The following is a 12730-nucleotide window of genomic DNA, read 5'->3' on the forward strand; positions in this document are numbered from 1 at the left end:
TGGACCCCAAGTTGATCAAGGATATCGAGCGCCAGTACGGTTTCGATAAACCGGCCCCCGAACGCCTGTGGCTGATGCTGAAGAATTACGCCACCCTGGATTTCGGCAACAGCTTTTTCCGTGGAGCCAAGGTCACCGACCTGATTCTGGACAAGATGCCGGTGACCCTGTCGCTGGGCTTCTGGGCGACGCTGATCACCTACCTGGTGTCCATTCCCCTGGGGATCCGCAAGGCGGTGCACCATGGCAGCCATTTCGACATCTGGAGCAGCACCGCCATCATCATCGGCTACGCCATGCCGGCATTTCTGTTCGCCATGCTGTTGATCGTGCTGTTCGCCGGCGGCACCGAGCTGAACTGGTTCCCGGTGCGCGGGCTGGTTTCGGAAAACTTCGCCCAGCTGTCCCCCCTGGGCAAGGTGGCCGACTACTTCTGGCACCTGGTGCTACCGGTACTGTCGCTGGTGATCGGCGGTTTCGCCACCCTCACCATCCTGACCAAGAATTCGTTTCTCAACGAAATCACCCGCCAGTACGTGGTCACCGCCCGTGCCAAGGGCGTCAGCGAGCGGCGAGTGCTGTACGGCCACGTGTTTCGCAACGCCATACTGCTGGTGGTGGCCGGCCTGCCCCAGGCGTTCATCAGTGTGTTCTTCGCCGGCTCGCTGCTGATCGAAGTGATCTTCTCCCTCGACGGCCTCGGCCGCCTGAGCTACGAGGCCGCCGTGGCGCGGGATTACCCGGTGGTGTTCGGCACCCTGTTCATCTTCACCCTGTTCGGCTTGCTGATAAAACTGGTGGGTGACCTGTGCTATACCCTGGTCGACCCGCGTATCGACTTCGCCGCGAGGACTGCCTGATGAAGCGCCTGTCACCGGTGTCCCGCCGGCGCCTGCAGCGATTTCGCCAGAACCGCCGTGGCTGGTGGTCGCTGTGGCTGTTCCTGGCCCTGTTCGGCCTGACCCTGGGCGGTGAGCTGATCGCCAATGACAAGCCCCTGGCCGTGAGCTACCACGGCCAGTGGTATTTCCCGGCCTTCAAGCGTTACACCGAAACCGAGTTTGGCGGCCTGCTGCCCTTCCAGCCCGACTACCGCAGCGACTATGTGCGCAAGCTGATCACCGATAGCGGCGGGCACCTGTACTTCCCGCCTATCCCGTTCAGCGCCGACACGCCCAACTACGACCTCACCCAACCGGCGCCCAGCCCGCCCAGCGCCAGCAATTGGCTGGGCACCGATGACCAGGGCCGCGATGTGCTGGCCCGGGTCATCTACGGTGCGCGGGTGTCGATTCTGTTCGCCCTGGCACTGACGTTCATCAGCTCGCTGATCGGCATCCTCGCCGGCGCGCTGCAAGGCTATTACGGCGGCTGGGTCGACCTGTTCGGCCAGCGCCTGCTGGAGGTGTGGTCGGGGCTGCCGGTGCTGTACCTGCTGATCATCCTGTCCGGCTTCGTGGAACCGAATTTCTGGTGGTTGCTGGGGATCATGGCGCTGTTCTCCTGGCTGGCCCTGGTGGACGTGGTGCGCGCCGAATTCCTGCGCGGGCGCAACCTGGAGTACGTGAAAGCCGCTCGGGCCCTGGGCCTGAATGACGCCAAGATCATCCGCCGGCACATCCTGCCCAATGCCATGAACGCTACCCTGAGCTACTTGCCGTTCATCCTCACCGGCGCCATTTCGACCCTGACCGCCCTGGACTTCCTGGGCTTCGGCATGCCGGCGGGCAGCGCCTCACTGGGCGAACTGATCGCCCAGGGCAAGGAAAACCTGCAGGCACCGTGGCTGGGGTTCACGGCCTTTTTCACCTTGGCACTGGTGCTGTCGTTGCTGGTGTTCATCGGCGAGGCATTGCGTGATGCCTTCGACCCACGCGCCTGAGGCGAGCATGAGCGAACACCTGATCGAAATACGCAACCTGCGGGTCGAGTTCAACGGCCACGTGGCGGTGAAAGACCTCAACCTCGACATCCCCGTGGGTGAATGCCTGGCCCTGGTGGGCGAGTCGGGCTCGGGCAAGTCGGTGACGGCCCACTCGATCCTGCAACTGCTGCCCACCATCGGCACCCACAGCCAGGGCAGCATTCGTTACCGTGGCACCGAGCTGCTGGGGGCGCCGGCGGCGACGCTGCGCGAGATCCGCGGCAACCGCGTGGCGATGATCTTCCAGGAGCCGATGACGTCGCTCAACCCGCTGCACACGGTGGAAAAACAGATCGGCGAGACCCTGCTGGTGCATCGCGGCCTGACCGGCAAGGCTGCCCAGGCGCGCACCCTGGAACTGCTGCGGCTGGTGGCCCTGCAGCACCCGGAAAAGCGCCTCAAGGCGTACCCGCACCAGCTCTCCGGTGGCCAACGGCAACGGGTGATGATCGCCATGGCCCTGGCCTGCGAACCCGACTTGCTGATCGCCGACGAACCCACCACGGCGCTGGACGTGACCGTGCAGCGGCGCATCCTGCACCTGCTCAAGTCGTTACAGCAGCGCCTGGGCATGTCGTTGCTGCTGATCAGCCATGACCTCAACCTGGTACGCAGTATCGCCCAGCGCGTGTGCGTGATGCGCGCCGGCGAGATCGTCGAACAGGCCGACACCGAAACCCTGTTCTGCCGCCCGCAACACCCCTACAGCTGCGTGCTGATGAACGCTGAGCCGGCCGGCGAGCCCCTGCCGCGACACGAGCGGCCCAGCCTGTTGCAGGTCGATGACCTCAAGGTGTGGTACGCCACCGGCGGCGGCCTGTTGCGCAAGCCCCAATACATCAAGGCGGTGGACGGCATCAGCCTGAGCCTGCAGAAAGGCAAGACGCTGGGCATCGTCGGCGAGTCGGGCTCGGGCAAGTCGACCCTGGGCCAGGCCATTCTGCGCCTGCTGGACTCCGAAGGCGCCATTGGCTTCGACGGCCAGCCACTGCAAGGCCTGAGCCCCAAGCAGATGCTGCCATGGCGCAAGCGCATGCAGGTGGTGTTCCAGGACCCCTTCGGCAGCCTCAGCCCGCGGCTGTCGGTGCAGCAGATCATCAGCGAAGGCCTGGAAGTGCATGTGCCCTGCGACGCCGAAGACCGCGAGCGGCGGGTGATCCGCGTGCTTGAAGAAGTTGGCCTGGACCCGGCCAGCCGGCACCGCTACCCCCATGAGTTTTCCGGTGGCCAGCGCCAGCGCATCGCCATCGCCCGCGCCCTGGTGCTCAAGCCCGACCTCATCCTGCTGGACGAGCCCACCTCCGCCCTCGACCGAACGGTCCAAAAGCAGATCGTCGCCCTGCTGCGCCAACTCCAGGACGACCATGGCCTGACCTACCTGTTCATCAGCCACGACCTGGCGGTGATCAAGGCCCTGGCCCACGATGTGATCGTGGTCAAGGACGGCCAGGTAGTGGAGCGTGGCCCCAGCCATGACCTGTTCGAAGCGCCGCAACACCCTTATACCCGTGAATTGCTGCTGGCCGCCCATGTGCAGGCCGAGCAGCCCTGACCTGGAGGCACGCCCATGACCCTGAACGGCAAGACCGCACTGATCACCGGTTCCACCAGCGGCATCGGCCTGGGCATTGCCCATGCCCTGGCCGCCGCGGGGGCCAATGTGATTCTCAACGGCTTCGGTGACGCCCAGGCGGTGCTCGCCGAGTTTGCCCACCACGGGGTGAAGGTCGGCCACCATGGCGCCAACGTCAGCCACCCCAGCGAGATCGAAACGATGTTCGCCTACGCCCAGGCCGAATTCGGCGGCGTCGACATCCTGGTCAACAATGCCGGCATCCAGCACGTGGCGGCGGTGGAGGTGTTCCCGGTGGAGCGCTGGGATGCGATCATCGCCATCAACCTCTCGGCGGTATTCCACGCCACCCGCCTGGCCCTGCCGGGCATGCGCCAGCGTGACTGGGGGCGCATCGTCAACATTGCCTCGGTGCATGGCCTGGTGGGTTCCACGGGAAAGGCCGCGTACGTGGCGGCCAAGCACGGGGTGATCGGGCTGACCAAGGTCGTGGGCCTGGAAACGGCGAAAACCGGGGTTACCTGCAATGCCATCTGCCCGGGCTGGGTGCTGACGCCCCTGGTGCAACAACAGATCGACGCCCGCGCCGCCGACGGCATCGACCCGCAACAGGCGCGGCAGGACCTGCTCGCCGAAAAGCAGCCGTCGCTGGAGTTCGTCACGCCCCAGCAATTGGGTGAACTGGTGTTGTTCCTGTGCGGCGAAGGCGGCAGCCAGGTGCGCGGCGCGGCGTGGAACATGGATGGAGGGTGGTTGGCGCAGTGATCCAGGCGCAGCGCCTGGCCGTGTGCCTGATACTGCGCGGCGCCGGTGACGCTGCCGGGTCCGCGGCTACGGCTTCTCGTCGTCCACCAGGTTCCAGTCGGCGCTGTCGATGTCCTGCACCGGCGTCGGCGGTGCCGGCGGGGTGCTGGGGTCGAAGCCCTTTTCCTGGTGCAGTTTCAGGCGCAGGCGCAGGTTGTTCTGCGAGTCGGCGTTCTTCAGCGCTTCCTCTTCATCGATGGCCCCTTCCAGTGCCAGCTCATAGAGCGCCTGGTCGAAGGTTTTCATGCCCAGGTTCACTGACTTTTCCATGATGCCCTTGAGCTCGCCAAATTCGCCCCGGTGAATAAGGTCGCGAATGGTCGCTGTGCCCAGCATCACCTCCACCGCCGCCCGGCGCTTGCCGTCCACGGTCTTGACCAGGCGCTGTGACACGAAGGCCACCAGGTTGTTGCCCAGGTCGTTGAGCAACTGCGGGCGCCGGTCTTCCGGGAAGAAGTTGATGATGCGGTCCAGCGCCTGGTTGGCATTGTTGGCATGCAAGGTGGAAATCGCCAGATGGCCGGTATCGGCGAAAGCCAGGGCATGTTCCATGGTCTCGCGGTCGCGAATTTCGCCGATCAGGATGACATCAGGGGCCTGGCGCAAGGTATTTTTCAAGGCCGCCTGGAAACTGCGGGTGTCGACACCCACCTCGCGCTGGTTGATGATCGACTTCTTGTGCCGGTGAACATATTCAACCGGGTCTTCAATGGTAATGATATGGCCACTGCTGTTGCGGTTGCGATAATCGATCAACGCCGCCAGCGAAGTGGACTTGCCCGAGCCGGTAGCGCCGACGAACAGCACCAGCCCGCGCTTTTGCATGATGGTCTCCAGCAGCACCGGTGGCAGCTTGAGGTCTTCGAAACGCGGAATGTCGAGTTTGATGTTGCGTGCCACCAGGGACACTTCATTGCGCTGCTTGAATATGTTGATACGGAAACGGCCGACGCCCGACAGCGACAGGGCCAAGTTCATTTCCAGGTCGCGCTCGAAATCGATGCGCTGCTCGCTGTCCATGATATCGGCGGCGATGGCCGCCACTTCGCCAGGTTTCAACGCCTCGGCCGACAATGGCTTGAGCACGCCATTGAACTTGGCGCAGGGCGGTGCCCCGGTGGACAGGTACAGATCCGAACCGTCCTGGCTGGCGAGGATTTTTAGCAGGGCTTGGATTTCCATATACGTGGGTCCACAGGGCATTGATAGAAAAGTAAGCTATAGCTTGGCGGTAGACCAGCCCGCCATGCAAATCAAAGGACCAGTCTAATGAGCGGTACCCCCGTCGGCCGCAGCATCGCCGAACTGATCGAGCAACTGCCCCACGGTGACAGCCCGTTGCCAGCGCCTGGCCAATGGCCGCAAAGCCTGCGCACAGCGGTTGACATCGTCATCCATTCGCCCATGCCGATGTTGCTGTTATGGGGCCCGCAATTGTGCCAACTGTACAACGACGGCTTTGCCCACCTGGTGGGCAGCAACCACCCGCGGGCGTTCGGCCAGCCGGTGGACCTGATCTGGCCGCAGCTCAAGGACTTCACCGACCCCATCTACCAGGCCGTGCTGCAAGGCGAGGTGCGCACCTACGTGGAACAGGGCTTCACCCTTCCCCGTGACAACGGCGCCGCCGAAGTCTGGCTGGACCTGACCTACAGCCCCATCCGCGACGAGACGGGGGTGGTGGCCGGCATTCTGGTGACCGCTATCGAAGCCAACGAGCGGCGCCGGGTCACCGACGAATTGCAGCGCCGTTCCGAGGCCAGCGTCAAGGCTCAGCTCGACACCGAAGAGCGCCTGCAACTGACCCTGGAGGCCACCAACGGCGTGGGCACCTGGGACTGGGATATCCGCGAAGACCTGTTCCAGGCCGACGCCCGCTTTGCCCAGCTGCACGGCGTGGACCCCAGCCTGGCGGGGAGAATGCCCATCGGCGAATACCTGCAGGGCGTGCACCCCGACGACCGCGGCAAGGTGGCGCGCAGTATCAATGCCTGCGTGCACAGCGACGGTGAATACGCCAACGAATACCGGCTGCTGCGCCCGGACGGCGAGGTGCGCTGGGTATTCGCCCGCGGGCGTAGCCACAATGACCACCATGGCCGGCCCATACGCTTCGTCGGCGCCTCCATCGACATCACTGAGCGCCGCGAGGCGGAAAAGACCCTGGTGCGCCTCAACGAAACCCTGGAGGAGCGGGTGGCCGAGCGCACCGAAGCGCTGGCCGAGGCCAACCGCCGTCTGCACACCGAGATGCAGGAGCGCGAACGCGCCGAAGACGCGCTGCGTCACGCGCAGAAAATGGAAGCGGTGGGCCAATTGACTGGCGGCATCGCCCATGACTTCAACAACATGCTCACCGGCATCATTGGCAGCCTGGACCTGATCCAGCGCTACATCAACGCCGGGCGCAGCCACGAGATCAGCCGCTTCATCGACGCCGCTGTCAGTTCCGCCCACCGCGCCGCCGCCCTCACCCACCGGCTGCTGGCGTTCTCCCGGCGCCAGTCACTGGACCGCAAGCGGCTGGACCCCAACCAGCTGGTGCATTCGCTCGAAGAGCTGTTCAGCCGTACCAAGGGTGAGCACATCGAATTGAAAATCCGCCTTGCCAGCGAGACCTGGCCGGTCAACACCGACGCCAACCAATTGGAAAATGCCCTGTTGAACCTGGTGATCAACGCGCGCGACGCGATGCCGGAAGGGGGCGAGATTCGCATTGAGACCGGCAACTTCACGGTGGCCCAGGCAAGCGGTGGCCCCGAGGCCATCAAGCCCGGCGATTACGTGCGCCTGAGCGTCTGCGACAATGGTGCCGGCATGACGCCCGCCATCCTGGCCAAGGCCTTCGACCCGTTCTTCACCACCAAACCCATCGGCCAGGGCACAGGGCTGGGGCTGTCCATGATCTATGGTTTCGCCCAGCAGTCAGGTGGCCACGTCAGCCTTGACAGCGAACCAGGCCGTGGCACGTGCGTGCACCTGTTCCTGCCACGCCACAACGAACAACCCGACAGCAGGCCGGCGGTGCTGGCGCCCCAGGGCGCCCCACTGGCCAGGCATGGCGAGTGCGTGATGGTGGTGGAGGACGACCCAGCCGTGCGCATGCTGGTGCTCAATGTGCTCGACGAACTGGGGTACCAGGCTCACCCCGCCGCCGACGCCAAGGCAGCCCTGCCGCTGCTGGAATCAAGTTTGCGCATCGACCTGCTGGTGACCGACGTGGGGCTGCCGGGGCTCAATGGCCGACAACTGGCGGAAATCGCCCGCCAGCATCGCCCTGGCCTCAAGGTACTATTCATGACCGGTTACGCCGAGAAGGCCGCCGAGCGCCACACTTTCCTGGCCGAAGGCATGGACATGGTGACGAAGCCGTTCTCCATCGACCTGCTGGCCAACAAGATTCGCGAAATGATCAATCAACCCGCCCCTGACGGCGGTTTTGCGGCATAATCCCGCGCTTTTTACCACCGCTCAGGGGGCCGCGTCATGAAAGCTCAAGCTCGCCACATTCTGGTCAAGACTGCCGAAGAGGCCGAACAACTCAAGCAACGCATCGCCAAGGGCGAAGCCTTTGACGTGCTGGCGAAGAAATACTCCACCTGCCCCTCGGGCAAGCGCGGAGGCGACCTGGGCGAAGTACGCCCCGGGCAAATGGTAGGTGCCATCGACCAGGTCATTTTCAAGAAACCCCTGCGTACGGTGCACGGCCCCATCAAGAGCAAGTTCGGCTACCACCTGGTGCAGGTGTTCTTCCGCGACTGAGGGCAGTGCAAGCGCAGCTTGCCAGGCTCGGTACCCCTCCCCGTTTCGGTCCCGCTGCCACATGGTTCATCGAACCGACACATACAGCACGTTTTAGCCGCCCCATTCAGGGGCTGTAGGCACTTGCCCGATACCAAATTCACATGCCCAAAGACCGGCGACCGCGCTAATATGCACCTCTCCGCTGGATGCACCATTTTTTCAAGGATCCGAAATGCCCCTGACATTCCGTCGACTTGCGTTCTTTTGTGCCTTCCTCTGTTTCGCCCTGGCACTGATCTGGGGGGTAGCGGCCGAGCGGCTGCTGGCCTTCTGGGACATTCCCCACAGTGAAGTGTCAGCCCTGATGGGCCGGCGCATCGCCGCGTTGCTGCTGGGGGTTGGGGTGATGTTCTTCAGCGTGCGCAACTGCCCACCATCGCCTGCACGGGCAGCCCTGGTGCGAGGCTTCATGGTCGGCTGCCTGGCGCTGGGCCTGCTGGGCATGTACGACTGGCTGAGCGGCCACGCGGGGCCGGGCATCCTGGTGTCGGTCTTCGCCGAACTGGCGCTGGGCCTGGGTTTCATCAGTGTCGGCAATGGCGAACGCGCCAGCCTGCGACAGATGCAGGCCTCGCGCTGAAACACGAACGGCGGCCTTCCCAAGCCGCCGTTTGATCGGTATAGGCCGCTGTCAGATACGCTCGCCCTGACGCCTGACCTCGTTCAGGGGCTGGCCCTTGAGGTCTGCACGCAACCCGGCGATCAGGTTGGAGATAGCCCGGCTACTGTTGAGCTGCTGGGGCTTGATGCCGGTAAACGTGAAGTCCGATCCCTCGCGCGCCTGGTCGAACACCTTGATGGTCAGGGACTGGTCCTGAGCTACGGTGCATTGGCAGCGCAGGGGTAAAAAGCCGGATTCGATGATATTGCGCAGTTCAAGGGTGGACAGCATGGTAACGCTCCATTTCTTGTTGGTAGCATCCGTGATTGATACAGCGGTCGTTCGGACAGCCTAGATGGCTATTTGATTGCGCGCTGAACCACCGGTCTGGTGGTCTGGGTCCTGCCCAGTAGCCCAGCAGTTTTCATGCCTATCAAGCTAGCAATCCACCTCCTTGTGAATCAACGGTTTACCCCCATAAAGCCAAATAGCCATCATGCAACTTGCCCGTTTTGAGGGCGGTGATCCTGCAAAATGCACCCTACGTGGGAGCTGAAACTTTGCGCCGTTGACCACGGTCATCTGCTGTGAGGATTTCCAGCCGTCTCACCAGGAAAATCACCATGGCCAAGCCGTTGAGCGAAGACCGTCGCAGCGCCGCTGCCGACTCCCCCTCAGAGCCAGCCCCCCTGCCCACCTTGCTGGCCCCACAACGAGCCACGCGGGTCGAGCAGCCCCCGGAGGGCGACTGGTTATTTGAAATCAAGCACGATGGCTACCGCCTGATGAGCCGGGTGAGCGAAGGCCAGGTACGCTTGTTCAACCGCGAAGGCACGGACTGGACCGCTGAGCTGCCACGTCAGGCCCAGGCCATCGCCGCGTTGAACCTCAAGGAAAGTTGGCTGGACGGCAAGCTGGTGAAAGCCGATGCCCATGGCGTGGCCGACTACACCGCCTTGCAGCAGGCCTTTGAGGCAGGCCAGTGCCAGGACCTTCAGTACTACCTGTTCGACCTGCCCTTTCACGATGGCCATGACCTGCGCGAGCAGCCCCTGGAAACCCGACGCTCGCAACTCAAGCGTCTTCTGGGGACCCGCCGGCATAGCCTGCTGCGTTTTTCAGAAAGTTTCACCGCCGCCACCCCGGACATCCTGGAGGGCGTGTGCGCCCTCAACCATGAAGGTGTGATCGGCAAGCGCCGCGGCAGTTTTTACCAGGATGGCCAGCGCACCCTGGACTGGATCAAGCTGGACTGCCACATCGATCAGCAACACGGCGCCCCGCTCACCGAGACCCAGGCGCGCCATACGGACGAGCCGTCCCACGACTTCAGCGACGGGCACCGCGAATCGGTAGCAGGCGTCTCCTTGCACGAGCCTGAACGCATCATCGACCGTGAGAGCCAGACCAGCCGCCTGCAGTTGGCTGCACTCTACCAGCGTCTGGGCGCCTGGCTGCTGCCCCAACTCAAGGCCCGCCCGGTCGCGCTGATGCGCGCGCCCCACGGGGTGGAAGGCGACCTGTTTCTGCAACGCCACACCGAGCACCCCAGCGTGCCCCACATCAACCTGCTGGCACCGGCGCTGGATACCGGCCACGGGCGCCTGATGCAGATCGACCGGCTGCCGGGCGTGATTGAAGCCGTGCAGCGCGGCGCCGTTGAATTCCATACCTGGGGGGCCAGCAGCCAGCGCCTGGACAGCCCCGACCGGCTGGTGCTGGACCTGGACCCCGACTCTACGGTGCCGTGGCGCGCCGTACTGGAGGGCACCACACAGGCCCTGGCACTGCTGGACGAGTTAGGGCTGCGCGGCTACCTGAAGACCAGTGGCGGCAAGGGCATGCATGTGGTCATCCCCCTGGCACGCCATGCTGGCTGGGACGAGGTACGGGCGTTTGCCAAGGCCATTTCCCACTACCTGATGACCCAGATGCCGGAACGCTTCACTGCCGCGCAGGGCCCCCGCTCGCGCGTCGGCAGAATCTTCGTCGACTACCTGCGCAACCAACGCGATGGCTGCATGGCCGCGGCCTATTCCCTGCGCGCCCGCCCTGGCCTGCCGGTGTCCACGCCAGTCGCCCGGGAAGAACTGCAGGGCCTGACCAGCGCCCGGCACTGGCACGCGGGCAACATCCTCGAACGCCTGGAAACCCTGCCGCAGGACCCCTGGAAGGGTTACGACAACCGCCAGCGCCTTACCGCACGGATGTGGGCGCAACTGGGAGCCGAGCCACCGCACGGTTGAGGCGATTGTTGTAGAGGCTGAAAAGGTGTTTCACTAATTGTTAGCTGGCTTATTATTAGCGCGAAGGCTATTGTGCTTCGGCCTGACCAGGATGGTCTTGCGTTTGCCCTTTGAATGGTCACTGCCCGGAGAACCCCAACCCCGAGGGCAGTGGCCTTTTTTTATGGGATGGTGGGCTGGGCAGTCCTTGAGACCAGCAACTGGCCCTACCTCATTCAACAACCGCAAACCGCCGCGCCGAAAGCGCTACTGTCAAAGTTGACAGTTGTCGAAACTGTTACACAAGTCCTAGATACCGACCATACGCTTCAAGCGGGTGGCCCGTATGTCGTACAAACGCATGTTGATCGGCAGCCTTCTCCCCCTCGTGTTGCAGACAACCCAGGCTGCCTGCCTGTTCGCTCCCTCGGACGGTGACGACGTCTATGTCTGCGACAGCGGCACCGGTACGACGCTCACCGACACCCAAGGCAGCAACACCTTGATCCTGCCCACCGCCGGCACTGGGCAGTTGGCCGGCAACGTGAGGTTCGGCGGGGGCGCCGACGATATCCAGGTATACAGCGGAACCATCAGCGGCAACGTCGAGCAAGGCGCCGGCATCGATCGCTTTTTCATGAGTGGCGGCAGCATCGGCTCGCTGAACCAGGGGGATGGCCGCGACCAGTTCGTCATGACCGGTGGCACCATCGTGGGTGCCTTCGAAGATGGCGATGTGGCCGAGTTCAGCGGCGGCACCATCGGCCGCGTCGACATGAAGCTGGACAACAACATCTTTGTGATGAGCGGCGGCACCATTCTGGGCAATCTGGTCACGGGCCTGGGCCGTGACACCATCGTGCTGTCGGGTGGACGCATCGGCGGCAACATCAGCATGAGCGCCGGTACCGATTCGCTGACCATCACCGGTGGCGAAGTCGGTGGCCAGGTGCTGATGAGCACCGGTGACGACCGCTTCACCTGGGACGGCGGCGGTACGATCAAAGGGGTGGTTTCCCTGGGCGATGGCAATGACACCGCACGCCTGGCCAACCTCGACGAAAGCATCCTGGGCCCTACACCGCTGCTGGTGGGCAACCTGGGCAATGACACGCTCATTTTCGACCACAGCACCCTCACCCGAGCCAACCGCTACCAGCTCTGGGAAAACGTCAACCTGACCAACGCCAGCACCCTGGACCTGGCGGACACCCTTACCCTCGGCGACCCGGGCAGCCTGACCGGCAACCTGAACATCGATGCCAGCAGCACCCTCGGCGCGACCACCGGGGTCGTCACTGCCGCAGTGGCCGGGCAGAACGTCACCGTGACCAACGCCGGCCTGGTGGACCTGAGCCGCGGCGGCACCCCGACGCTCAACCGCCTGACCGTGGTGGGCAATTATGTGGGCGACAACGGTAACCTTCGCGTGCAGAGCCTGCTGGCGGGCGACGACGCCGCATCTGACCAGTTGGTGGTGGCGCAAGGCACCCTGAGCGGCACCACGGCGCTCGCCGTGGCCAACGCCGGCGGCCTGGGCGCGCTGACCACCACCAACGGCATTCAGGTGGTCCAGGCCACCCAGGGCGCCACCAGTTCCGACGCCGCGTTCAGCCTGGCCAACAATCTGTCGGCAGGCGCGTATCAATACTACCTGTTCAAGGGCGGCGTCACGGCGGGCACCGAGAACAGCTGGTTTCTGCGCTCCAGTGTGGTGGCACCGGCCGCGCCACCCGCCTCTGCCCCTGCCGCGCCGGTGCCCCCGGAAACGCCTGTCACGCCGACCACACCGGCGACAC

At 64.1% G+C, this 12730-nt stretch carries 10 protein-coding genes and 1 pseudogene; 9 read left to right on the forward strand and 2 right to left on the reverse strand.

What is annotated here, in order from left to right:
• The 4 genes from yejB to QBK88_RS30025 all read left to right on the forward strand — a co-directional run.
• On the forward strand, positions 1-860 hold an 860-nt coding region (gene yejB / locus QBK88_RS30010; protein WP_277964930.1), incomplete at its 5' end, for a microcin C ABC transporter permease YejB.
• Positions 860-1882, forward strand: coding sequence for an ABC transporter permease (locus tag QBK88_RS30015; protein ID WP_277964931.1), 1023 nt, complete (start codon positions 860-862; stop codon positions 1880-1882). The genes yejB and QBK88_RS30015, both read left to right, overlap by 1 nt.
• Before the next feature lie 7 nt (positions 1883-1889).
• Positions 1890-3476, forward strand: coding sequence for an ABC transporter ATP-binding protein (locus QBK88_RS30020; protein WP_277964932.1), 1587 nt, complete (start codon positions 1890-1892; stop codon positions 3474-3476).
• 15 nt (positions 3477-3491) lie between these two features.
• Positions 3492-4262: a 3-hydroxybutyrate dehydrogenase gene (locus QBK88_RS30025; protein WP_277964933.1), complete on the forward strand. Its 771-nt coding sequence runs from the start codon at positions 3492-3494 to the stop codon at positions 4260-4262.
• Positions 4263-4328: 66 nt separating this feature from the next.
• Here the strand turns inward: QBK88_RS30025 and QBK88_RS30030 are convergent, their stop codons facing one another.
• Complete coding sequence (locus QBK88_RS30030) at positions 4329-5483, reverse strand: PilT/PilU family type 4a pilus ATPase (protein ID WP_268143543.1); 1155 nt, start codon at positions 5481-5483, stop codon at positions 4329-4331.
• 87 nt (positions 5484-5570) lie between these two features.
• Here QBK88_RS30030 and QBK88_RS30035 point away from each other — a divergent pair, with 87 nt between their 5' ends.
• The 3 genes from QBK88_RS30035 (at position 5571) to QBK88_RS30045 (ending at position 8685) form a co-directional block, all read left to right on the forward strand.
• Positions 5571-7751 (forward strand): ATP-binding protein, encoded by a 2181-nt coding sequence (locus QBK88_RS30035; protein WP_277964934.1) that lies wholly within the window; start codon positions 5571-5573, stop codon positions 7749-7751.
• Positions 7752-7787: 36 nt separating this feature from the next.
• Positions 7788-8063, forward strand: a complete 276-nt coding sequence (locus QBK88_RS30040; RefSeq protein ID WP_011061856.1) for a peptidylprolyl isomerase — start codon at positions 7788-7790, stop codon at positions 8061-8063.
• 214 nt (positions 8064-8277) lie between these two features.
• On the forward strand, positions 8278-8685 hold the full coding sequence (locus QBK88_RS30045) for a hypothetical protein (RefSeq protein WP_268143547.1): 408 nt from the start codon (positions 8278-8280) through the stop codon (positions 8683-8685).
• Positions 8686-8736: 51 nt separating this feature from the next.
• Here QBK88_RS30045 and QBK88_RS30050 read toward each other — a convergent pair whose 3' ends face one another.
• Entirely contained in the window at positions 8737-8997 is a 261-nt protein-coding gene (locus tag QBK88_RS30050) for a DUF1652 domain-containing protein (protein ID WP_277964935.1), read from the reverse strand.
• A gap of 332 nt (positions 8998-9329) precedes the next feature.
• Here QBK88_RS30050 and ligD point away from each other — a divergent pair, with 332 nt between their 5' ends.
• On the forward strand, positions 9330-10952 hold the full coding sequence (ligD, locus tag QBK88_RS30055) for a non-homologous end-joining DNA ligase (RefSeq protein ID WP_277964936.1): 1623 nt from the start codon (positions 9330-9332) through the stop codon (positions 10950-10952).
• Positions 10953-11277: 325 nt separating this feature from the next.
• A pseudogene (locus QBK88_RS30060) lies at positions 11278-12730 on the forward strand (autotransporter outer membrane beta-barrel domain-containing protein); the annotation flags it as partial.

The sequence above is a fragment of the Pseudomonas sp. RIT-To-2 genome (assembly GCF_029623465.1).
GTDB lineage: Bacteria > Pseudomonadota > Gammaproteobacteria > Pseudomonadales > Pseudomonadaceae > Aquipseudomonas > Aquipseudomonas silvicola.

Bases quoted from the DNA above. Each gene is read 5' to 3' on its own strand.
- QBK88_RS30015 (WP_277964931.1), top strand. From the start codon at position 860: ATGAAGCGCCTGTCACCGGTGTCCCGCCGGCGCCTGCAGCGATTTCGC.
- QBK88_RS30020 (WP_277964932.1), top strand. From the start codon at position 1,890: ATGAGCGAACACCTGATCGAAATACGCAACCTGCGGGTCGAGTTCAAC.
- QBK88_RS30025 (WP_277964933.1), top strand. From the start codon at position 3,492: ATGACCCTGAACGGCAAGACCGCACTGATCACCGGTTCCACCAGCGGC.
- QBK88_RS30030 (WP_268143543.1), bottom strand. From the start codon at position 5,483: ATGGAAATCCAAGCCCTGCTAAAAATCCTCGCCAGCCAGGACGGTTCG.
- QBK88_RS30035 (WP_277964934.1), top strand. From the start codon at position 5,571: ATGAGCGGTACCCCCGTCGGCCGCAGCATCGCCGAACTGATCGAGCAA.
- QBK88_RS30040 (WP_011061856.1), top strand. From the start codon at position 7,788: ATGAAAGCTCAAGCTCGCCACATTCTGGTCAAGACTGCCGAAGAGGCC.
- QBK88_RS30045 (WP_268143547.1), top strand. From the start codon at position 8,278: ATGCCCCTGACATTCCGTCGACTTGCGTTCTTTTGTGCCTTCCTCTGT.
- QBK88_RS30050 (WP_277964935.1), bottom strand. From the start codon at position 8,997: ATGCTGTCCACCCTTGAACTGCGCAATATCATCGAATCCGGCTTTTTA.
- ligD (WP_277964936.1), top strand. From the start codon at position 9,330: ATGGCCAAGCCGTTGAGCGAAGACCGTCGCAGCGCCGCTGCCGACTCC.